This is a genomic window from Saccharibacillus sp. O23, assembly GCF_002205895.1.
Lineage (GTDB): Bacteria > Bacillota > Bacilli > Paenibacillales > Paenibacillaceae > Saccharibacillus.
On sequence record NZ_NJDE01000014.1, the window covers coordinates 39,570 to 61,801 of the forward strand.

At 55.6% G+C, this 22,232-nt stretch carries 17 protein-coding genes and 1 pseudogene; 10 read left to right on the forward strand and 8 right to left on the reverse strand.

What is annotated here, in order from left to right:
* Positions 1-12 precede the first annotated feature (12 nt).
* Positions 13-63 (reverse strand): annotated as a pseudogene (locus tag CDO73_RS27465) (keywimysin-related RiPP); the annotation flags it as partial.
* A gap of 76 nt (positions 64-139) precedes the next feature.
* On the opposite strand from CDO73_RS27465, the gene CDO73_RS17325 reads away from it, so the two are divergent.
* The 6 genes from CDO73_RS17325 to CDO73_RS17350 all read left to right on the forward strand — a co-directional run bounded on the left by CDO73_RS17325 (position 140) and on the right by CDO73_RS17350 (position 8,303).
* Complete coding sequence (locus tag CDO73_RS17325) at positions 140-1,240, forward strand: suppressor of fused domain protein (RefSeq protein WP_088489789.1); 1,101 nt, start codon at positions 140-142, stop codon at positions 1,238-1,240.
* A gap of 475 nt (positions 1,241-1,715) precedes the next feature.
* Complete coding sequence (locus CDO73_RS17330; protein WP_088489909.1) at positions 1,716-2,462, forward strand: DeoR/GlpR family DNA-binding transcription regulator; 747 nt, start codon at positions 1,716-1,718, stop codon at positions 2,460-2,462.
* Positions 2,463-2,465: 3 nt separating this feature from the next.
* Positions 2,466-3,377, forward strand: a complete 912-nt coding sequence (gene pfkB, locus CDO73_RS17335) for a 1-phosphofructokinase (RefSeq protein ID WP_088489790.1) — start codon at positions 2,466-2,468, stop codon at positions 3,375-3,377.
* A 125-nt stretch (positions 3,378-3,502) separates the two neighbouring features.
* Positions 3,503-5,446, forward strand: a complete 1,944-nt coding sequence (locus tag CDO73_RS17340; RefSeq protein ID WP_088489791.1) for a PTS fructose transporter subunit IIABC — start codon at positions 3,503-3,505, stop codon at positions 5,444-5,446.
* Between the two features lie 209 nt (positions 5,447-5,655).
* On the forward strand, positions 5,656-6,738 hold the full coding sequence (locus CDO73_RS17345; protein ID WP_088489792.1) for a glycosyltransferase: 1,083 nt from the start codon (positions 5,656-5,658) through the stop codon (positions 6,736-6,738).
* Between the two features lie 65 nt (positions 6,739-6,803).
* Positions 6,804-8,303, forward strand: a complete 1,500-nt coding sequence (locus CDO73_RS17350) for a polysaccharide biosynthesis protein (protein ID WP_088489793.1) — start codon at positions 6,804-6,806, stop codon at positions 8,301-8,303.
* Positions 8,304-8,396: 93 nt separating this feature from the next.
* Here the strand turns inward: CDO73_RS17350 and CDO73_RS17355 are convergent, their stop codons facing one another.
* The 6 genes from CDO73_RS17355 to CDO73_RS17380 all read right to left on the reverse strand — a co-directional run bounded on the left by CDO73_RS17355 (position 8,397) and on the right by CDO73_RS17380 (position 13,860).
* Complete coding sequence (locus CDO73_RS17355; RefSeq protein WP_088489794.1) at positions 8,397-8,984, reverse strand: YtxH domain-containing protein; 588 nt, start codon at positions 8,982-8,984, stop codon at positions 8,397-8,399.
* 233 nt (positions 8,985-9,217) lie between these two features.
* Positions 9,218-9,568: a YtxH domain-containing protein gene (locus tag CDO73_RS17360; RefSeq protein WP_088489795.1), complete on the reverse strand. Its 351-nt coding sequence runs from the start codon at positions 9,566-9,568 to the stop codon at positions 9,218-9,220.
* 64 nt (positions 9,569-9,632) lie between these two features.
* The gene (locus CDO73_RS17365) at positions 9,633-11,345 is read right to left on the reverse strand and encodes an ABC transporter ATP-binding protein (protein ID WP_088489796.1); all 1,713 of its coding nucleotides are present in this window, start codon (positions 11,343-11,345) and stop codon (positions 9,633-9,635) included.
* A 208-nt stretch (positions 11,346-11,553) separates the two neighbouring features.
* Entirely contained in the window at positions 11,554-12,735 is a 1,182-nt protein-coding gene (locus CDO73_RS17370; protein ID WP_088489797.1) for an alanyl-tRNA editing protein, read from the reverse strand.
* A gap of 182 nt (positions 12,736-12,917) precedes the next feature.
* On the reverse strand, positions 12,918-13,559 hold the full coding sequence (locus CDO73_RS17375; protein WP_088489798.1) for an SdpI family protein: 642 nt from the start codon (positions 13,557-13,559) through the stop codon (positions 12,918-12,920).
* A complete protein-coding gene (locus CDO73_RS17380; protein ID WP_088489799.1) occupies positions 13,543-13,860 on the reverse strand; it encodes an autorepressor SdpR family transcription factor in 318 nt (105 codons plus the stop codon). Before CDO73_RS17380 ends, CDO73_RS17375 begins: the two co-directional genes overlap by 17 nt.
* A 167-nt stretch (positions 13,861-14,027) precedes the next feature.
* Here CDO73_RS17380 and CDO73_RS17385 point away from each other — a divergent pair, with 167 nt between their 5' ends.
* The 4 genes from CDO73_RS17385 to CDO73_RS17400 all read left to right on the forward strand — a co-directional run bounded on the left by CDO73_RS17385 (position 14,028) and on the right by CDO73_RS17400 (position 20,872).
* Positions 14,028-14,873 carry a hypothetical protein gene (locus CDO73_RS17385; RefSeq protein ID WP_088489800.1) on the forward strand — a complete coding sequence of 282 codons (846 nt, stop codon included), beginning with the start codon at positions 14,028-14,030 and terminating at the stop codon, positions 14,871-14,873.
* 323 nt (positions 14,874-15,196) lie between these two features.
* Positions 15,197-16,420 (forward strand): S-layer homology domain-containing protein, encoded by a 1,224-nt coding sequence (locus tag CDO73_RS17390; protein WP_088489801.1) that lies wholly within the window; start codon positions 15,197-15,199, stop codon positions 16,418-16,420.
* A complete protein-coding gene (locus CDO73_RS17395; protein WP_088489802.1) occupies positions 16,420-19,878 on the forward strand; it encodes a DUF5704 domain-containing protein in 3,459 nt (1,152 codons plus the stop codon). The genes CDO73_RS17390 and CDO73_RS17395 overlap by 1 nt, the downstream gene beginning before the upstream one ends.
* Before the next feature lie 79 nt (positions 19,879-19,957).
* Positions 19,958-20,872, forward strand: a complete 915-nt coding sequence (locus tag CDO73_RS17400) for an ATP-grasp domain-containing protein (protein WP_088489803.1) — start codon at positions 19,958-19,960, stop codon at positions 20,870-20,872.
* Positions 20,873-21,306: 434 nt separating this feature from the next.
* On the opposite strand, the gene galU is transcribed toward CDO73_RS17400, so the two are convergent.
* Positions 21,307-22,230: a UTP--glucose-1-phosphate uridylyltransferase GalU gene (gene galU, locus CDO73_RS17405; RefSeq protein ID WP_088489804.1), complete on the reverse strand. Its 924-nt coding sequence runs from the start codon at positions 22,228-22,230 to the stop codon at positions 21,307-21,309.
* Positions 22,231-22,232 lie beyond the last annotated feature (2 nt).

The window sequence follows — 22,232 nt, forward strand, 5'->3', positions numbered from 1 at the left end:
GAATTCGATCGCTTTTCCGAACAGGCCGGTTTCCTTTCTGAAGGAACCGGCTTTTTCGAGCGTTTATTTTCCAAAAAGCCCCCGGTCGGTTAAACTAACATCAGGATGGAACTGCACGAAGAGAAGGGAGCAGACAAAAATGAAGGAAGAAGAACAGAAGATCGAGTACGATTCCGAACGCGAATCGGATCCGCAAGAGGCTTCGCCGGGTTGGGACGCGATCGACGCCGAGCTGAACAAGCATTATGCGGGCACGGAACCTTTTCATTACGGCACGTTGATCTCTTATCGGCTGGGCGGCCCCGATCCGTTGGACGGCGTCAGCGTGTATAAACGGGACGAACCGGTTCCTCATTGGCATTATGTCACGTACGGGTTCACGGAGCTGTACGAGAAGGAGTCGGAGAATACGGAATACAGCGGCTTCGGGTTCGAATTGACGCTGCGGTTGGCTCGGGAAGGCGAAGAAGAACCGCCGGCATGGGCCGTTAATTTCCTTCAGAATCTGGCGCGTTACGTGTTCAGCAGCGGGAACGTGTTCCGTCCGGGCCATCATCTGGATGCCAACGGCCCGATCGAAGTCGATCGGGCGACGCCGATTACGGCGGTCGCTTTCGCCGAAGATCCGGAGCTGGGCGAAGCGGACTCGCCGTTCGGAAAATTCCGTTTCGTTCAAGTCGTAGGGATCACCGCCGACGAACTGGACTTGATCAAAGTCTGGAATACGGACAGTTTCCTTGAACTGGCGAAGACTCGCCTTCCGCTGTACATGACCGATCTGCGCCGTTCTTCGCTGCTGGAAGACGAGGAGATTCGCCGCGCTGCCGATCTCGGCGTGCGAACGGAAGGTTCCAGCACGGGCGTGCTGTACTTCGAGAGCCTGGTCTGGGAAGCGCATCACCGTCTGGGCAAAAGCGACTCGTATACGCTTCAGCTCGGCGCCAAACAGGCCGAATCGCTCGGGCGCATCCTAACCGGAAGATTGATGCACGATCGCGATCTGATGCTGATCGGACCGGACACGCGGGTCACGCTGATTCCCGATCTCCAGAATCGGATCGCGGAAGACGAGGAAGGACTGCTGCTCTATCTGAACGCAGACGCGGCGGCCGAACTCGCGCGCAGGTCGGTTCCGCAGGAAAGCGAATTCGCGCTGGAATGCATGCCCGCTCTGACCGTTCGGATCGTCAAGACGCATCTGCGCGATCATGACGGAAATATCGTGGAGACCATCGGATGAAGCAGCGAGGCGGATCGTCGCCCGAATATTCGCGGTTTGCTTACCGAGATCCGTCAACCGCAAACGCTTATGGCGCTCGACCGAATCGAATTTCGGTCGGGCGTCTTTTGCCGTTCGGAGCGACGGGGCGGCCATCCCGCTGCCGGATATAGGAAGCGAGGACATTCGCATAGAGAAAGGGTCCGGGCTTTTTAAGCGGATTCGTCGGCAAAACTAGGAACGAAAATAGTCGTTTAAAAGCTAAACGTTCAAAAGCGAGCATCCGATATATCATTCATGCCAGAAATTGTCGTCACGGCTTTTTCGTATTCGATTTGCGGCTCGAAATTAAAGCGCAACCATTCCTGTTGTGACGGAAAATAAAAGGTTTTCATCGGTGAAGAACGAAGTTGAAATATTTTGATCGTTTTTGGAGAAAAGTGATTGTTTTTTGAAAAGGAGTAAGGTACAATGAGGGCAGATGGAGGAGTCGAAAATGCTGACTGAAGAAAGATACCGAATCATACTACAGCGCTTACAAATCTCGGGAATCGTTAAGCTTCAGGAGCTCGTCGAGCTGCTGGGCACTTCGGAATCAACGGTACGACGCGATTTGATCGACCTTGAAGCGCAGCATTTGCTGAAACGCGTGCACGGCGGAGCGTCGCTGCTGCATCGACGCAGCGAAGAACCCGGCATGGAGGAGAAAACGTTCAAAAACGTTCAACAAAAAAACTCGGTCGGTCGTGCGGCAGCCAAACAGCTGCGTGACGGCGAGTGCATCTACCTCGATGCGGGAACGACGACGCTGGCCATGATTCCTTTTATCGAGGCGCAGGACATTACGGTCGTGACGAACGGATTGTCCCACGTCGAAGCGCTGGTAAGCAAAGATATCCGCGCTTATCTGCTCGGCGGCATGATGAAGAGTCATACCAAAGCGGTCATCGGCAGCATCGCACTCCAGAACATGGACAATTTCCGATTCGACAAAGCTTTTATCGGGACCAACGGCGTGAACGCCGAATTTGGATTCACGACGCCCGACCCCGAAGAAGCGCTGATCAAGCGCAGAGCAAGGCAGCTATCGGAACGCGCTTACGTGCTGGCCGATTCCAGCAAGTTCGGAGAAGTCGCCTTCGCGAAATTGTTCGATCTCAAAGAAGCGACCATCATCACCGACTCCATCCCGGAACGGTGGCGGAAATCCATTCTTGAGAAAACCAAAATAATCGAGGGATGAACCATGATCTACACCGTAACGCTTAACCCTTCCATCGATTACATCGTGGAAGTGGAAGACCTTCAGTTGGACGCCCTAAACCGCATGAAACGCGACTTGAAGCTTCCCGGAGGAAAGGGAATCAACGTATCGCGCATCTTGAGCCGGCTCGGGATTGAAAATACAGCACTCGGATTTCTCGGAGGCTTCACCGGTCGTTTTATCGAAGACGTATTGAAGTCCGAATCGATCAACACCGATTTCGTCGGCGTGAAAGGCGATACGCGAATCAACATCAAGTTGAAGCACGGCGGAGAGACCGAGATCAACGGGCTCGGTCCGGAAATCGGAAGCGAAGAAGCCGATGAGCTGGCGGAGAAGCTGAGAACGCTTACAGATCGGGATATCGTCGTTCTGTCCGGCAGCGTTCCGCCTTCGCTCGGAAGTTCGTTCTACGATCGGTTGATCGCGGTCGTCCAGGAACGCGGAGCGAAATTCGTGATCGACACGACCGGCGACGCGCTGCTGCAAGCTTTGCCTCACGGGCCGCTGCTCGTCAAGCCGAATCATCACGAATTGGCCGAATTGTTCGGCGTCGAAATCTCGGGCCGCGAAGACTTGATCAAGTACGGAAGGAAGCTGCTCGATATGGGCGCTCAGAACGTATTGATCTCGATGGCCGCAGACGGGGCTTTGCTGGTCACGGCCGAGCAGGTGTACCACGCGAACGTGCCGAGAGGGGAAGTCAAAAACTCGGTCGGCGCGGGCGACTCCATGATCGCCGGATTCGTCGGCACGCTGTCGAAGACGGGGGACCCGCTGGCTGCGCTTCGTACCGGCACGGCTTCCGGCAGCGCCACCGCTTTCTCCGACGATCTGGCGGAACGAACCAAGATCGATTCGTTGATCGAACAGGTTCAAGTCCAACCCGTATAACGTTTCACCCCATAGAGCGCCTCATTCTCGGAATTCCTCATCGTCAGAGCGCTTTCTTGGCATCAACCCGGCAGTAACGGCGCGCGAACCGCGCGCCGACATCACCTCCAGAGGAGTGGAACATGATGAGAATTACGGATCTGATGATCGAACCGGTCATGATCTTGGACTTGAAGTCCGTAACCAAAGAAGCCGTGATCGACGAACTGATCGCGTCCCTGAATAAAAGCGGCCGCATCAACGACGCCTCCGCGTTCAAACAAGCCATTCTGGCCCGCGAAGCGCAATCCAGCACGGGAATCGGCGAAGGAATCGCGATGCCGCATGCCAAGACGAGCGCGGTGAACCAACCGACGATCGTATTCGGCAAAAGCACGCCGGGCGTGAACTACGAATCGCTCGACGACCAGCCGGCGCACTTCTTCTTCATGATCGCCGTGCCCGAAGGCGAATCGAACCTGCATCTGCAAGCGCTCAAAGTATTGTCCCGCATGCTGTTGGACGCCGACTTCCTGAGCCGCCTGCGCGGCGTGCAGACGCCGGCCGAAGTGACCGCGCTGTTCAACTCCGCCCAATCCGAGAGCGAACAAGCTTCTGCGCAGTCCGCTAACGGAAGCGCTTCCGCGAATGCCAACGTCGTCGTCGGCAATCCGAATTCCGACAAATTCGTCGTCGCCGTCACGGCCTGCCCGACCGGCATCGCGCATACGTTCATGGCGGAAGACGCCTTGAAAAAGAAAGCCAAAGAACTCGGCATCAATATCCGCGTCGAAACGAACGGTTCCGAAGGCGTCGGCAACGAACTGACGGCTTCCGAGATCGCCCGCGCGAGCGGCGTTATCATCGCGGCCGACAAGAACGTGGAAATGGCTCGCTTCGACGGCAAACCGGTTCTCCAGCGTCCGGTCAGCGACGGCATCCGCAAACCGGAAGAGCTGATCCGCAAAGCGGCAAGCGGCGACGCGCCGATCTACCGCCACGAAGGCGGAGCGGCGGCAGGCGGTTCCGACCGTGGCGCCAAAGTCAGCGTAGGCGGCAAGATCTACAAAGACCTGATGAACGGCATCTCGCATATGCTTCCGTTCGTGGTCGGCGGCGGTATCCTGATCGCCATCTCGTTCCTGTTCGAGCAGTACGGCGGCGGCGGAGCGGATAACCCGATCTACAAACTGCTGATGAATATCGGCGGCGAAAGCGCGTTCCACTTCCTGATTCCGATCCTCGCCGGCTTTATCGCGATGAGCATCGGCGATCGTCCGGCCTTGATGCCTGGTGTCGTTGCCGGTTACATGGCTTCGACTTCCGGCGCGGGTTTCCTCGGCGGCCTGGCTGCCGGCTTCCTGGCCGGTTATATCGTCATCGGCCTGCGCAAGCTGTTCAGAGGCCTGCCTAAGAGCATCGAAGGTCTCAAACCGATCTTGATCTATCCGGTACTCGGTCTGCTTGCAGTCGGTTTGGTCATGTACTACATCATTGATCCGGTATTCGGCGGTCTGAACACTTGGATTACGGGCGTGCTGGAAAACCTCGGCACGGGCAACGCGGTTCTGCTCGGCCTGATCCTCGGCGGCATGATGGCGATCGACATGGGCGGTCCGTTCAACAAAGCGGCTTACACGTTCGCGATCGGCATCTTCACTTCGACAGGCGACGGCGCTTGGATGGCGGCGGTTATGGCAGGCGGCATGGTTCCTCCGCTGGCAATCGCCTTGGCAACGACGTTCTTCAAAAACAAATTCGACGAGCAAGAACGCAAATCCGGCGTAACCAACTATGTACTGGGTCTGAGCTTTATCACGGAAGGCGCAATTCCGTTCGCGGCCGCCGATCCGCTGAGAGTCCTGACTTCCTGCATCATCGGTTCCGCGGTAGCGGGCGGCCTGACTCAACTGTGGGCGATCAACGTTCCGGCTCCTCACGGCGGCATCTTCGTCGCAGCTCTGGCTAACCACGCGCTGCTGTTCCTGCTGACGGTCATCATCGGTTCGGTCATCTCCGCGCTGATCTTGGGCTTCTGGAAAAAGACGCTGGCGCAGCGCGCGGAAATCGCGGCGAAAAAAGCGGCTTAATTTCGGAAACGAATCAAGGGCATACGCTTCATAACGGATTAAACCGAAGGCTTTCCTTACGAGGAAAGCCTTTTTTTTGTCGAATTATTGATCTGTTTCCTGTAAAGAAAGAAAAGGTTATGAAAAAAGTCCGATTTTATTGATTCGGTTTTCAAGCAGACGGTTTAAAGAAGGATTAATTCCGTTATTCTCTAAGGAGGGAAAGCAGGGTGAATCCCAGCGTAAGCATCATTATTCCCGTTTATAACGTGGAAAAGTATCTGAAAAAGTGCTTGGATAGCCTGTCTGCTCAAACGCTTCGCGAAATTGAGATGATCGTGGTCGACGACGGTTCGACGGACGCTTCTCTGGCCGTCGCGTCGGAATGCGCGAGGCGGGACGAGCGGATCAAAGTCCTTCACCAAGAAAATCAAGGCGTGAGCGGAGCGCGAAATACGGGGCTTGAAGCCGCGACCGGCACTTACATAGGCTTTGCCGATCCCGACGATTGGGCGGAGCCCGGCATGTTCGAAGCATTATATACGCGGGCGAAGCGAGACGACGCCGACTTCTGCGCCTGCGATTACCGTCTGGTCTACGAAGACGGCACGGCAACGCCGAACGTTCTCGGCCTGCAAGACGGCAAGCTGAATATCGCGGACTACGGGCTGGACAAGCTGTGGAACGAGAAAAAATTCGCCGCCGTGATCTGGAACAAAATCTATCGAAGATCGTTGATCGAAGAACACGGACTGCGCTTCGAATCGACGCGCAACGTGTTCAGCGAAGACGTGCTGTTCAATTTGTTCGTGCTGCGGCACGCGGCGACGGCTTCCTCGGTCGGCGAGCCGTTCTATAACTATTTCCAGATGCGCGAAGGTTCTCTGATGAACAGCATCAAGCCGGATCATCTGAAACGGGAACTGTTCCTTGTCGATCGTTTCGAAGGTTATTACGCTTCGCATCCGAACCGCGAGGTGCGCGAACGCATGGCGAATCGCCTGTTTTTCGAGCGGATTCAGAACAGCTGCATGTATAATCTGGATCGCCGGGGCAGCTTGATCCGCACTTGGAAAGAGCTGCGCGAAGCGCGGAAACATAAGCATTTCGTCGGCAGCATGCGCAAAGCGGCTTCGGATTCCGATATCTGGCTGCCGATGAGGCTGTTTGCCCGGATCGCGGGAATGGGACTGCTGCTGCCGGCGGCTTGCTACATGCACGCGTTCGGCGCGGCGTCGAGAATGAAAAAGAAAATGCGGGGAAGAGGCCGAGCCAAACGCTCCGACGCCTCCTCGGTTCAACCCGTCCAATGATCGCGCCGGGCCGTGCCCGGCAAGCATGGTGCGATTGAATCATTCTCTGCGGAAAGGGCTGTCCCGTGCGTACGAAAAAAGCGATTTATAATGCGTTGACGGCCATCCTCATGCAGCTGGTGAGCTTCGGCGCGGGTCTGATCATCCCGCGGCTCATCATCGCCAGCTACGGTTCGGACGTGAACGGTCTGGTCGTATCGGTCGTCAATTTTATCGAGTACCTCTATCTGATCGAAGTCGGCATCTCCGGCGCGCTGACGTTCTCGCTCTACAAGCCGTTGGTCGAGAACGATCGGATCGGCATCAACCGGATTCTGGCGGCTTCGCGCAGAACGTACAACCAGATCGGCCTATACGCTTCGGGCCTCGTCGTCGCCATGATGTTCGTCTATCCGTTTTTCGTCATCAACGAACGGATTACATACTGGGAAGTATTCGCGTTGGTAGCGGCCGTCGGCAGCGCCAGCTTGTTGAATTATTTCACGATCGCCAAATACATGGCTCTGCTGATCGCGTCGCAGTCGAATTACGTGATCTCGTTGTTCCGCATCGTATATCTGACGGCCAACGTGCTGATCATCGTGACGATGGTGCAGCTGCAGTTCCATTTCGCGATCGTCTACGGCGCGGCGCTGTTGGCGCAGGTGCTTCAAGCGGTCGGATTGGTCACTTACGTGCGGCGCAAATACGCTTATATCCGTTTCGATGCCGAACCCGATATGGGCGCGCTGAGCAACCGCAATAACGTGCTGGTGCACGAATTGGCGAATATGGCGGTGTTCAGTTCTCCCGTCATCCTGCTTACGTTGTTCGCCACGTTGACGGACGTCAGTATCTACGCGGTATATTCGCTGGTGTTTACCGGGATCAGCCGTTTGATCATGGTCTTCAACAACGGATTCACCGCCGGATTCGGCCAACTCTTCACGCAAAAAGACAAGCGGCAGAACCTGCAAACGTCCTACTCGCAGTACGAAGCGCTGTTCTACATGCTGCTGACGTTCGTTTACTCGTCGGCTTGGGTGCTGGGCATTCCGTTCATTCAAGTCTATACGCACGGCATCAGTACGACGAACTACGTCGATCCCGTCATCTGGATGCTGTTCGTCGCCGTCGGCGTGCTGGACAACTGGCGTTTCCCGCAGGCCAGCCTGATCAATGCGGCCGGACATTTCAAGCAGACGCGCCATCGAGCGATCATCGAGGCCTGCGTCATGCTGGTCGCCGCGACCGCATTGGTGTTCCCGCTGGGGGTCAAAGGCGTATTGATCGGCCTGATTCTCGCGCTCGGCTATCGTTCGATCGATATCTATTACGCCCATAAACTGATCGATATGCCGTTCGCGCCGACGCTCGGGCGAATCGTCCGGATGCTGGCGACCGGCGCGATCATCGTGCTGCCGTTCGAGACTGTCATCCATATTCAAGCGGACGGCATGTGGAGTTGGATATTGAACGCGGCGCTGGTCGCGCTGTGGGCCGGAACCGTATCGCTGCTGGTCAACTTCGTCGCGGAACGTCAGGCGATCGTCGGCGTCATCGCGCGGGTACGCAGCGTGTTCTGAAGACGGAGAGAGTCGGCCGGATTCGCAAAAAAAGGAGCTTCCCGCAAGGGAGGCTCCTTTTTTCTGCGCGAAATCCGCGAATCTGCAAAAGCTTTAGCTGCTGACGCCCGCGTTCGCGATGCGCTGCTGCGCGTTTTTGACTACGGCAGCCGTTTCTTCGGTCTGCTTTTTCAGCTTCGCGATATCGTCTTGCAGCTTCGTATCGTTCTCCTGCTCGGCTTGGAAACGTTCGAGTTCGATTTTGAGCTCGCGAACGGCGGCTTCGATCTCGGCTTTCCATTCGACGGCCACTTCGGCCACTTCTTTGCCGAACGCGATCCATTCGCGGCTCAAGTCCGCCGCGACCCGGCCTTTTTCGCGAAGCGTCGAGATGACGTTCTGGCCTTTGTCTTTGGCGCTGAGCATGGACGCTTGGCCTTTGTCGCGGATCGAGACGGCGGTAGTGACGCCGCGATCTTTGAGATCCAGCGCCGTAGACACGCTCTTGTCTTTCAAGTCGATCGCCGCGGCCACGCCGCGGTCTTTCAGCACAAGGCTCTTGTCTTTGAGATCGACGGCGGTGTCCGCAAGCATCAGACGCGTTTCGGAGCCGCGCTGCGGCGCGAACAGCAGGGCGGCGGCGCCGCCCACCGCGGCACCGGCTGCGAGTCCGGCAATAAACTTTAACGTAGAATTCGACATATGTAAGCCTCCTGTCCCTGTAGGGTTCTCTTTTAGTATTACCCATACTGAGCGTTCTGAACAGAGTCGGCGGGCACGGAAGCGAAAAATAGAGGCTTGCTTGCGCGCCGGCCGGCGATCCGGCGCGATGGCCGATCCGGACAGACCGTCAAGCCGCAAAAAAACGGAAGGAGACCGCTTCGGCGGTTCCTTCCGTTTTTCGGCTTATGGACTCAGGCAAAGCGGATCTTCGCTCATTTGGATTCGGGCGGAGGGACGACGGTCAGACGAGGCTCGTCGCGCGAAGGTTCGTGTTCCAGATCGGCAGACGACTCTTCTGAAGGAGGCTTGATATCCTGCGTCTCGATCGCTTCTTTCCAATCTTCGTCATGGGTGATCTCCCGGCCGAGCGCGATCAAGTCGCGCGTCTTCTCGGCCGTCTCGTGTCCCAATTCCATGCCGAGTTCCTTCGTCTGCACGGCCAGCTTGCGAATTTTCTGCCGGGTTCCGGCACCTCGCCGGGAAGCGAGAAACCATGCCGCTCCGGCTCCCGCCAGCGTGCCGACCACGATCCGGGCCGCGCGCCTCTTATTCACTTCGTCCATACCTTTTATCCTCCTCGTCGAATGCTGCGTTTGGCCTTCTTTCCCTTATATTAAACCTGCGGGGTCAGCTGCCAAACTGCGCTTCGTGCAGACGGCTGTAGATGCCGCCCGATTCGATGAGTTCGTGATGCTTGCCTTCTTCGGCGATGCCGTCTTTGCCGACCACGATGATCCGATCCGCGTTCCGGATCGTCGCCAGACGGTGCGCGATGACCAGCGTCGTACGGCCGACCGACAGCTCGGCCAACGATTTCTGGATCGCGAGTTCCGTCTCGGTATCGAGCGCGGAAGTCGCTTCGTCGAGGATCAGGATCGGCGGGTTCTTGAGGAACATGCGCGCGATCGCCATCCGCTGTTTCTGTCCGCCCGACAGCTTCACGCCGCGTTCCCCGATGATCGTATCCATGCCTTCCGGCATCGCGCGGATTACGTCGGCCATATGCGCGCGTTCGGCGGCGTCCCAGATCTCTTCGAGCGTGGCATCCAGCTTGCCGTAAGCGATATTTTCCCGAATCGTGCCCGAGAACAAGAAGACGTCCTGCTGCACGATCCCGATCTGTTTGCGCAAGGAAGCCAGCTTCATCTCGCGAATATCCATGCCGTCCACGGTGATCGAACCGGAGTCGACTTCGTAGAAACGCGGCAGTAGGCTGCAGATCGTCGTTTTGCCCGCGCCGGAAGGTCCCACGAACGCCACGGTCTCGCCCGGATGAACTTGCAGACTGATGTCTTCGAGAATCGGACGTTCTTGCTCATAACCGAAAGTCACGTTGTTGAAATGAATCTCGCCGCGCAGCGAATCGACGGCTTTGGCGTTCGGAGCGTCTTGAATATCCGGTTCGGTGTCCATGATCTCCAAGTAACGGCGAAAACCGGCGAAGCCTTTCGGATAACTCTCGATGACGGCATTGATCTTCTCGATCGGGCGGAAGAAGACGTTCGCGAGCAGTTGGAACGCGACGAATTCGCCGATCTGAATCTCGCCGCGAATAAAGTACCAAGCGCCGAAGATGAGCACCAGAACGCTGATCAGACGCATCATCATATAGTTGACGGACATGCTGCCGGCCATCGTTTTGTAGGCGAGCAGCTTCGTTTTGCGGAATTCTTGGTTTTCCACGTTGAACAGTTCGCGTTCGTGCTTCTCGTTGGCGAACGACTGCACGACGCGGATGCCGCCGATATTGTCTTCGATCCGAGAGTTGAAGTTGCCTACGTTGCCGAACAAACGGCCGTAGGTGCGGGTCATGCGGCGGCCGAAGAAGATGATCATCCAAGCCATGACCGGAATGACGATAAACGTGATGATCGCAAGTTCCGGACTGATGTTGTACATCAGAATGAACGAACCGATCAGCGTCATGACGGCGATGAACACGTCTTCCGGACCGTGGTGGGCCAGCTCGCCGATATCGTTCAGGTCGTTCGTGACGCGGCCGATCAGATGACCGGTCTTATGGTTATCGTAGAATCGGAACGACAGCTTCTGCAGCTTGGCGAACAGATTCTTGCGCATGTCGGTCTCGATATTGATCCCGAGCATATGTCCCCAGTAGGTCACGACGTACTGCATAGCCGTATTCAAGGCATAGATCGCGAGCAGGCCGAAACAAGCCGCCAAGATCAAGCTCCAATTGCCGCCGGGCAGCAGGTCGTCGATGAACGTATTGACCGCAAGCGGGAAAGCAAGCTCGAGCAGGCCGGCCAATACGGCGCAGCAGAAGTCGAGCACGAACAGCCCTTTGTAAGGCCGGTAAAAAGCGAAGAAACGTTTCAACGTATGAATGCCAATCCCTCTTTTCTCTGATCGCTGTACTCCAATAAGCCGCCGAAAGGCTCCCCTAAGCGCCGATCATAAGCGAAACTTATTGAGAATCATTCTCTATAATAGCGTGCCGATCAGGAAATGGGCAAGAACAAAATCAAACCGAAAACGTTCGGAGGCGAGACCGTCCGTCGTTTTCGGTTTGCGTCAAAGCGTATTTTTATGCGAAAAAGGCGGATAAATGCTCGTAGCACGCGCGCAGTTCGGCTTCCGAAGCGAACGAAGCTTGCGCTGAGCGATCGCCGCCGCCGCCGCGTCCTCCGAACTTCGGCAGAACTTCCCGCAGCAGCGTTCCGCAAGCGAAATCCGGCTGTCCGCCGTGCGCGAGAACAAGCTTGAGTTCCGGCAGCGAACCCAGCAGTACCGGTCGCGGCGTCCGGGGAGTCAGCGCGGAGGCAAGGCTTTGCAGTTCTTTGAGCGTGCCGTCGGCGAACAAACGGGCGACCGCTCCGCCGGTTCGATCCGCTTCGTCCAACAGTTCGCGCGCGATGTATGCGTACAACTGCTGCCGCAGCGCGTTCCGTTCGGCCTGCTTGCGGCGGTCTTCTTCGTTCCATTTGTCCAGACGTTCGGCCAACTCTTCTTTCGGCGTGCTGAGTTTGGCCGATAGGGAAGCGAGAATCTTCGTTTGGACGGAGAATTCGCGCAGCGCGCGGAAACCGGCTTTGAAAGTGAGGCGAAGACGGCCTTTCTGCTTTTCTGCGCGCAGCAGTTTCAGCAGTCCAAGTTCGCCCGTAGAGCCGACATGCGTACCGCCGCAGGCATTGTATTCGATCCCTTGAATCTCGACGATGCGAACTTCGCCTTCGACGGAAGGAGCTTTGACGAGCGGAAGCGCGGCGGCCTGCTCGGGACTGACGAAATAACTCGCGATCGGAAGAATCCGAACGATGCGGGCATTGACTTCGCGCTCGACCGCGTCCAGCTCTTCGTCCGACCATTCCGCGAGATCGACGTCGATCGTCGAATACTCTTCGCCGAGATGAAAACTGAGCGTCGGCGCTTGGAGCAGATCGAGACAGGTGGCCGACAGCAGATGTTGGCCGGTATGCTGCTGCATATGATCGAAGCGCCGCTGCCAATCGAGAGCGCAGAGCACCTCGTCGCCGGGCTCCCCGGGCGCGGAATCGACTTTGTGCAGTACGTCGCCGTCGACCGCGATCGTGTCCAGTACCCGAGCGTTTCCGATCTGCCCCGTATCGCCGGGTTGTCCGCCTCCCTCGGGGTAGAAAGCCGTTTCGTTCAAACGGACATACAGCCCGTCTTCGCGTTCCGAGACTTCGACGATCGCAGCGTTCCATTCGCGGGCATAAGCGGATTCGTAATATCGTTTAAGCGTCATGTTTTCTCCTTTGCGGGTCCGGTTCGCGCGCGGGAAGCGCCGGATACGACTTCGTTTCGCCGCGCTCGCCGGAAGATTCTGTTTGCATCGTATCCCATATCGGCTTCGCGAGCAACGGCCTGCCGCGCAAAGAAGACCTTCCGCTTCGGGATCGAGGCTGAAGGTCTTTTCGACGTATCGCGTTATCGAGGTCCCGCCTGACCTTTACGGACGAATCGGCGATAGAACAAGTAGGAAGCGACGTAGTTCAAAACAAACAAGACGATCACGACGGAAAAAGTTTCTTTAGAAGAAGGATGGACCGACGCCAACAGAACGACCAGCAGTCCCGCGACCATAAAAGCGACTCCGGCGAACCGATGCGCGGAGCGCCAGACATGGGGATCGGATAACGTCCACTTGTTGCGGATGCCGAAGGTGACGTTCGGACGGGCGCGAAACAAATAATTGCCGATCAGAATCAGCAGCGATCCGGCGGCGAACGGGAAAAATGGCTGCAGCACCCGAACATGTCCGTAGTTATAGAGCAGCAGCGCGCATTGAGCCAGCGCAAGAACGATTTGAACGGCGAAGTTGATTCCCGACCAATCGCGCAGGTTAGCCCCCGGAACGCCTCGGCCTGCGTCTTTGCGGGTGAAATGGATCAGCAGCATGGCGATCGGAAGCAGCCAAGCTCCGATCCATTTGGGCGCGGTTCCGTTCGGATTGCCGGCTCCGTCGATATGAATCACGATCTGCTGCGGAAGTCCGAAGTAGGCGGCAATGCTGACCGCAAGCACGAACGCGATCAGAATCAGCGAAATCTTTTTATTCGGTAACGGCATGGTCTTCTTCTCCCCGGCGGCGGTTCTTCGACGGCTCGGGAGCCTGAGCGCCGCGAAATTTGGATAACCAATAGAACAGCTCTTGAAAAGCGGTCATGTTAAGCTGATACATCATAAACTTGCCTTGACGTTCGACATGTACCAGTCCCGTCTGCGTTAAGATGTTCAGATGATTGGAAATGCTCGGTTTGCTGATCTCGAAATGTTCGGCAATCTCTCCGGCCGTCAGGTCCCCTTCCTTCAGCAAATCCACGATCCGCATCCGGGTCGGGTCGCCCAGCGCTTTGAAGATCCGGTCCACGTTCGCACCTCATTTCGTTATTTAGTTAAATGTCTAAATATAAAATAGCACGGCAGCAAGATCCGTTCAATAGCAGCGGAGAATTGTTCACGAAAAGGTCTAATAGGGTATACTTTGCGCAAAAAGGTCGGTCTAGTCCGGAAGCGCAAAACGGGAGGGAATCCAAGATGCAAATCGATCTGGAACATCGTGCGGCCGACAGCGAACTTCTTCGCGGCGCGGCGTTGGGGGAAGAAGAATCGCTGGACGAACTGCGCCGAAGAAACGTGCTGTTCGGGCGGCAGGAAGGCGTATGTTTTGCGGTGTCGGAATACGAAGACGGTCGTCAGTCCGGATTTTTGGCCGAGCATGCGCGCCAGGGCGGCGGCGTCAATCGAATCATCCGGATTCCCGCATCTTGGCGCATATCGTCCGTTTCGATCGAAGAAGGGTCGATCGTGCTGACGTCTGCGGATGGACGAACCTTGTCTGCTCGGCCGGAACAATTTCATCGGCTTCGCTGGATCCGTTCGTCGCACAATCCGGCTTACGAGTCGCAGTTGGAAGACGACTTCCTGAAACTGCCGGCCAAGATGGACAGAGAAGCGGACGAATACATAGACGAACAAGGCCGATGTTGGTCGCACGGCCTGACATCGGACGGGTATTGGCTGCAGCGAATATCGGCAGAAGGTACAGACGAAGCCGCGCCTCCGGCCGTATGCTGCGACGCTCAGCATCGCACGGAACTGTCGGAGATGCTGCCGACGGTGCTCGCGCGATTGGAACGAATAGAGAAATACGCGCAGGCGGCAGCGCACTATCTATGGCTGCAAGGCAGCGACGAAGAACGGGAGGCCTTGGACCAAGAAGCGTTCGGCCGACTGCTCGAAGCGGACAGTATCGTGTTCGGGTACTACGGCGATTTCGAACTGTGGATGGCGGAGCCGAACGGGGAATTGTTCGACGGCTACAGCCCGACCGTTTATTTCGATGCGGCAGGACGGGCGATCGATTGGGCGATGAATGCTTAAGCGGCCGGCTTCAGCGATTCGAATAAGGCGACGCGATCGGACAGGTAAAAAGCTCTTGATTTTTCGACGCGTTCGTTTTACAGTAAGTCAGTAAGCAGCCTATCATCAACGACGCGAAGCACGCGGACGTTTTTCCTTTCTCGACGAGAAGGGAGACGTCCGCTTTTTTGCGTTCGGAAGGCATATCGGTGAATGTAACTAAATTATAAAAAATGGGTCTTTTCCAAATGATGCAACCAAGCGACAATAGAGGGTGGGGCTACATAAGCTATGGGATAGCGAGGATCCAGTTCCAAATGAAGGGAAAAGGAGAACGTATCACGATGAAAACAAGAACATTGAAATGGGTAGGGGCAGCTCTTGCCGCGGTACTGACGCTGGGCAGTATAAGCAGCGTCGGCGAATACGCGACAGCGGCTTCGGCCGGCAGCAGCTTCTCGGACGTCAAAACGTCGCATTGGGCGTACGGTTCCGTACAGAAGGCTGTAGCGAACGGCTACGTCGACGGCTACACCAACGGGACATTCAAACCCGACGCATCGGTGAGCCGCGCGGAGTTCGTCAAGATGGCGGTCGCGGCGATGAAACTCGACGTGAAGGATGCCTCGGGCAAGTGGTACGTGCCGTATGTCGACGCGGCGACCGCGAAAGGGCTGTACGAGTCGTCGGACTTTGCCAATAACGAAGCGGCATGGAACAAGACGATGACGCGCGAAGAAATGGCCCGCGTTGCCGCTCGCGCGATCGGCCAGACTTCGAAAGAAGACGACAAATGGATGTACCTCGCGACCAAATCCGGCCTGATCCAAGGCGTCGGTAAAGGGCAGGTGGCTCCGAAAGGTCTGACGACGCGCGCGCAATCGGTCGTGATTATCGACCGTATCCTGACGGCGAACGCCGGAGGCAAACTGAGTTCTGACCGCTACGCCACCGCTGCCGCCGAAATTCTCTGGCATGGCACGAACATCTTCACGGTGATGCCGGATAAATTTATCACACCGGACTCGGATTGGAAAAACAAAGGCCTGTCGTCGATCGAGGAAATGTGGAACGAGAAGAATATGACGATCACGTCGAAAGACGGGCTGTATCAAGCGAAGCTGGATGCGCTGGTGGCGATCGACATGGCTGATCCGAATGATCCGAATCGGGGGTTGTTGGGGGATATTAACACGCTGAACTGGTACAACGGGAACAAAATCGGTCTTGAATACGTAAAAAATCCGATCAAAAACGAAAAGAACACGTATGTGCTGTACTTGAAAGGCGGGGTTATATTCAACAAAGATCATTCTAAATACTTGAACGATCCATTTGTCAGCTATCATTTTGGTGGATTCCGCAGCCCAGACGAAACCGCCTTTATGAACGGGAAACTGAACGGGGCCACATCCATCTACCGGGAAAGAGATGGAGACGTACCCGCATTCATCGTCCCGAAAACCAGAACCGTGCAAGGATTTGGTGATATTACGATCTCGCTCCAAACCCCATCCCACGCTCATTTTATGGAAATCGATCTACTCAGAATGCGAGGCACACGGTAATGAATCAATCCCGACAAGGCAATGCCCGATTCACGCTTGTCGGACTCAGTACGCTGCTTCTTGCAAGCAGCGTACTGGGTGTTTTTTTTCCAGCACCTCGTGCAGTCGATGCGGGTGCGGCGATCACCATATCCAAAAAGACCGTGTCGTATACGGGTGCGGATGCGCCTAAACCCAACCCGTACAAAAAAGTCTTTACGTTTGGGAAAAATCCAACGGCCACCACAACGATCAGTGAGGATGCCGGTAGCGGAAATAAAATCGAGAAAATCGTATTTTATAAAGGCACCGAAGCGGTTAAAACGATTAACGTCAATGCCCAAACGTATGCTGGAACGGAAACCTTCAACGGCGACAAAATCGAAGTGCAATCGATTGATAACGGGGCTAATGGTTCATGGTTCGCGTGGAACCGGACGATCAAAGAAGGCTGGAAAGCCGGCCAAAGCGATAATTGGGCGTATGTCATCCCCTCAACCGCCGCCGAGCCTGCAAATGAAGGACCTATTGTCACGGACAATCCGAAATGGTCTGATACGTATACCACCGCACCTGGTAAAACTGTTCGGTTAACTGTTCAGTATCCGATCAGCAATGCTTTTAAAGGGGTTACCGAATTCAAAGATGTCCTATTTCCTCTGTACATGCTCGATAACCGAACCTCAATCGTTCAAGAACGAAACAAACAACTGCTCAAAGATGGTGCAAAAGTCGTAGCCGATTATGATCAAATTGTCAAAAATGAGAAATTAGGCATTCAGGGTAAAGCCGCACTGGGTCAAATCACCCTCGAAAAACTTCTTGTGGGCTTGCAGCCCGGCCAAACCGAAGTGGGGCCGACTCGGGATTTGAACTATGCCACCATCGTATTCACACAGCAGCATTCGGATAAAGGTTCATACCTTTATTATGTCACAAAAAATTCAGATGGAAGCATGCGTCCCTATGACGGGAATCCAAAAAGTGCACAAATCATGGCGTTTTATTACGCCGCCTATAAATTTGTCGCCGCATCCGTCACGTACCAATACCCCGACCGCTATTGGGTATACAAAACCGGCGGAGAAACCTTCGGCTTCTGCGACACCCGCACGGGCCGCACCATCGAAGGGCAAGACCTCTCGCCTATGGCAAGCGCGGTCATCAAAGCCGATCAGCGTGACCGCGAACCGTTTGACGTACTCCAAGGCATCCCGACGTCCGAAAGTCTATACGGGAACGTACTCGCCAAAGACTACCTGCATCAGTTCAAGTTCCAAGAACAGAAGGTCACCTGTATCTATGACGTACCCGTCACGCAAAAGTATCTGCTGAAGTGGGACCCCGGTAAAACGGTCGCCAACGATCCACCACCCGGTTCGCACACCGAAGCTGACCCGCAAAGCGCAGAGGACTCCGTCGTGTACACCATCCATACCGAGCGCTATTTCACCTATTGGACCGTTGAAAACTTAGGCATTTATGCGATCGACAGTGCGGAGTTGAACAACTATGCGTTTGAAGGCGAACAGATTACGATTTACCCGGAAGGCTATGTGCCGCCCGAACTCATCGTAGAGAAGAACGGCGGGTATACTGCACCAGAAGTGCCCAAACCGTTCATCGCGCCGAGCACCATAACTGTAACCGGCGGCAAAACAAGGCCAAACCCAACCAACGACGTCGACACCGCGCAGGGCTACGTGGAAGAAAAGGTCGGCAAAATCAAAGGGAAGAACGACAAGGTCGTCTTTAAGGGCCAAACGCTCATGGATGATCGAGAAGTTGAAGCCCAGACCCCGGTACCGACGCCGATCCCAAACGGTACGCCAATCGGTCGAGACGTGCTGTACAGTCCGAATCACATGATCCCAAGCAGTAAAACGAATCGGTACGCCGCGCCAAGCATGGGAACGATCGCTTACTACGGTCTCGATGCCAATTACGAAGCGTCGGACGGCGACACCTACCCGATCGGCGGAATCAACTCCGTCACCGTACATACGCCAGTCGTCAATTATTCGTCCGCCACCGACGACCAAGCCCACAACCAGAAAACGACACCGAACGCGAGTCGAGCGGCTTTCATCTTGGATCGACCGTTTACGATTCGGATGCCGACGAGCGGCCAACACGCGAATTATCCGGGGTATGGCAATCGAGATTATCAGAAATATTTCCGCGCCAAGCAGGTTCGATTCCCGTTTGACACCTATACGGCTGATCGTTCGACTTTCTATCCGGCGCAGACGTGGATCGATATTCCAGTGAGCCGACTCGACACGACGTTCTTCCTGCCGGTGTGGGTGGACGAAGGCGACTATACCGTCGAGTTTCGCAACATCGCGGAAAATGCGCCCGACGTGCAGCCCGGTCAGCCGGACGCCAACTTGGATCTGACGTATCACGTTGCTTCCGATACGGTAGGCGTTGAGGTGATCGGGCGGCTGTACGATTTCCACCTGACGGATATCGTCGATTACAACTGGGAACTCGTTTTCCGCAAGCAAAAAGGCAGTCCGGTGCATACCGGAAATACCTACTGGACGGGACTGTCGGACTTGGACGGCGCGCCGCGCGGAAACGCCTCGCCGTTTACGCTCCCGATTCTGCCCGGCAGCAACCCGCTGCAAGGAATGAAGAACGTGTCGGTGAAGACCGGGTATCACGTGAAGTTCGATCTCAAGACCAAAGGCAATATGTTCGGTAAAACCGACGGAATACGCATCACGCCGAGTTTTACTTTTGTCAGCAAAGACGGCAAAACGAAAACCCCGGTCGATCTGTATTATCACGACGATCACCGGAGCTTCATTCAAGTCGGATCGGAGCAGGACACGGCCGAACGTTACGTGATCTTGAACGAGCGTCTGCGCAACGTACCGGAAGAAGAGCTGACCGATACGGCGCGGTACAAATACGATCACGATTATACGTTTGCCGAAGTCGGCGGCGTGAGCCGGGAGATGTTCGTGCAGGATTATATTCGACGCTTTACCAAGTTGAAAACGCCGGTCGGCGGCTATGATCTTCTTCTGCTGCCGGAGCAGGTGCGAACGTTGATCGGCCCGAAGACCGACCTGACGGCTTCGGTCGATTACAGCCGGGCGAATGCGGCGGTGCAGAAATGGTACGGCGAATACAATCTGCCGGTCGATCCGTATGTCGTCGCGCAGGGCACGAATCTAGCGGAATACGGACGAACGCACCGAGGACTCACCAAACGCGATCCGATCTTCCTGCGGGACGGCTATATCATCTTGAACTTCAATATCGAGAGCATCCGAGGTGGGGATCTGAAACGTCCGCATTTGCAGTATATGAACGCGCCGCTCATGAACCAATGGACGCTGGAAGGGTACAAGCGCAGCGTGAAAGACTCGTGGGGGAATTGGTTTAACCTGCGGGACGGGGATATCGCGTTTTACAACGGCGATAAGTCGTACAAAGACGATTTTCAAGCTCAGGTTCCGCATTAGACGATTTTGGCTTATCATTGGAAGTAGTCCTTGCCCTCAGACTTGAATTCAAATGAGTGTATTGAAGGAGCTTACCATGATGAACCTCTTATTTCCTGCTTCTCCGTTAGACGAGCGAACGCCGGACGAAAGTTATGCGAATGAATACGAAGCGGCCAAAAGCGCGGGGTTTGCAGTCGGATTGATCAATTTGGAAGAGCTTCTGCTGAATGATGATCCGGCTCGCGCGGTACGGCGGATTCGGGCGACAGATGAGCCTGTTCAAGCGATGTATCGGGGTTGGATGTTGAAGCCGAAAGATTACGAGCGTCTCCACGCTGCGCTGAATTCGCGCAATCTCCATCTGATCAACGATCCGCAGTCTTACAAACATACCCACCATTTGCCGGAATCCTACGCGAAGATCGCCTCTTGCACGCCGGATTCGGTATGGCTGCCGGTTGCGGAAATCGATTCATCGTTCGAAGCGGTTCATACGGCCGTTCGCCCATTCGGCGAGAACCCGATCATCGTGAAAGACTATGTCAAATCGCGCAAACATGAATGGTTGGAAGCTTGTTACATACCGAACGCCGCGGACCGGAATCATGTCGAGCAAGTCGTCCGGTTATTTTTGGAGCGGCAGGGTGACGACTTGAACGAAGGATTGGTATTTCGCGAATTCGCAGAGTTGGAGTTTCTGGAAATCCACGAGCGCAGCGGTATGCCGCTGTCTCGCGAAATGCGCGTATTCGTTCTGGACGGCCGTCCGGTCTATGTGTCCAACTACTGGTCCGCCGGACAAGATCAGGAGTTCGAACAGGTCCTGAACGGATTTCTCGAAGTGATCGCTTCCGTAGAGAGCCGATTCTTCACCATTGACTTCGCCAAACGAAAAAACGGCCAGTGGATCGTACTGGAATTGGGCGACGGACAAACGGCCGGATTGCCGGACGATACGGACGAGAAGATCTTTTATGATTGTTTGTATAAGGCCTTGAGTTATGAAAGGTAAAAAAAGAAAACGAGAACTAACCAGCCTCGGCACTATGTGCCGAGGCTGGTTAGTTTGGCTGTTGCTTTCTTAGTGGCAGTTGTTGTTTCAATCCACGCACCCGCACGGGGTGCGACCATGCAGCAGCAGCAACAAAACTGGTACGCTTCCCTGTTTCAATCCACGCACCCGCACGGGGTGCGACTGCTCCCACTTCCAACCCTTACGGGGCGAGGCCTGACGGCCCCAAAAGTGCGAACCTCAAAATCAGCCTATCGAAAACCGGACGAAAACGCAACTGAAAACGTCTAATCCTTTGTGCAGCGCGGGGCGCGAACCTCCCGGGAATTTCATGGGAGCTTGGGGTTCGCACTTTCGGCGGCGGCAAGACCATATGAAAAGCCCGCCGATGAACAAGAATTCTCTGTTCATCGGCGGGCTGAACCCGCAAACGCTTAATCGCCCGACATCTTGCGGAGAATCTCCGCCGGCTGCGGTCTGGCATACTCCGGCCGCGAGATCAGTTCATGCAGGTAATCGAGCAGCATCGGAGACAGTTCGCTGCGCCGAAGGCCGATCTCCAGGATGGCTTTCATATAGCCGAACTTGTCGCCGATATCGTAGCGCGCGCCTTCGAGTTCCAGTGCGAGCAGTCCGCCGTCCGCGCAGACGGCGTGCAGCGCATCGGTGAGTTGATATTCGCCTCCCGCGCCCGGAGCGATCGATTCGAGGACGTCGAAGATCGAAGAATCGAGAATGTAGCGGCCCATGACCGCCATATTGGACGGCGCGTTCTGCGGCGTCGGCTTTTCGATCAGTCCGGCCGCCGTATGCACTCGGCCGTCGACGAAGCCGGGCACGAGAATCCCGTATTTATTCACTTCCGAATACGGGACCGGCTGCACGCCGACGATCTGACGCTCGTTCTGTTCGTACAAATGCGTCATCTGCTTCAGAGCAGGCGGATCGGAGACCATGATATCGTCGCCGAGCAGCACGGCGAACGGTTCGTCTCCGATAAACTGCTTGGCGCACAAAATCGCATGGCCCAGACCGAGCGGTTCGCGTTGACGAATATAATGGATGCTCGCCATCGAGCCGATCGCCCGTACGTTTTCGAGCAGATCCAGCTTGCCTTTGGCTTCGAGCTGCTGTTCGAGTTCCACGGATTTGTCGAAGTGGTCTTCGATCGATTTCTTGTTGCGTCCCGTTACGATGATGATGCTTTCGATTCCTGCCGCGACCGCTTCTTCGACGATATATTGAATCGCGGGTTTATCCACGATCGGGAGCATTTCTTTCGGCTGCGCTTTGGTCGCGGGCAGGAACCGCGTGCCTAGCCCTGCTGCGGGAATGACGGCTTTGCGAATCTTGTTCATCT

Excerpts from the sequence above, each read along its gene's own strand:
- CDO73_RS17325 (WP_088489789.1), top strand. The coding sequence starts at position 140 with ATGAAGGAAGAAGAACAGAAGATCGAGTACGATTCCGAACGCGAATCG.
- CDO73_RS17330 (WP_088489909.1), top strand. The coding sequence starts at position 1,716 with ATGCTGACTGAAGAAAGATACCGAATCATACTACAGCGCTTACAAATC.
- pfkB (WP_088489790.1), top strand. The coding sequence starts at position 2,466 with ATGATCTACACCGTAACGCTTAACCCTTCCATCGATTACATCGTGGAA.
- CDO73_RS17340 (WP_088489791.1), top strand. The coding sequence starts at position 3,503 with ATGAGAATTACGGATCTGATGATCGAACCGGTCATGATCTTGGACTTG.
- CDO73_RS17355 (WP_088489794.1), bottom strand. The coding sequence starts at position 8,984 with ATGTCGAATTCTACGTTAAAGTTTATTGCCGGACTCGCAGCCGGTGCC.
- CDO73_RS17360 (WP_088489795.1), bottom strand. The coding sequence starts at position 9,568 with ATGGACGAAGTGAATAAGAGGCGCGCGGCCCGGATCGTGGTCGGCACG.
- CDO73_RS17370 (WP_088489797.1), bottom strand. The coding sequence starts at position 12,735 with ATGACGCTTAAACGATATTACGAATCCGCTTATGCCCGCGAATGGAAC.
- CDO73_RS17375 (WP_088489798.1), bottom strand. The coding sequence starts at position 13,559 with ATGCCGTTACCGAATAAAAAGATTTCGCTGATTCTGATCGCGTTCGTG.
- CDO73_RS17385 (WP_088489800.1), top strand. The coding sequence starts at position 14,028 with ATGCAAATCGATCTGGAACATCGTGCGGCCGACAGCGAACTTCTTCGC.
- CDO73_RS17390 (WP_088489801.1), top strand. The coding sequence starts at position 15,197 with ATGAAAACAAGAACATTGAAATGGGTAGGGGCAGCTCTTGCCGCGGTA.
- CDO73_RS17395 (WP_088489802.1), top strand. The coding sequence starts at position 16,420 with ATGAATCAATCCCGACAAGGCAATGCCCGATTCACGCTTGTCGGACTC.
- CDO73_RS17400 (WP_088489803.1), top strand. The coding sequence starts at position 19,958 with ATGAACCTCTTATTTCCTGCTTCTCCGTTAGACGAGCGAACGCCGGAC.
- galU (WP_088489804.1), bottom strand. The coding sequence starts at position 22,230 with ATGAACAAGATTCGCAAAGCCGTCATTCCCGCAGCAGGGCTAGGCACG.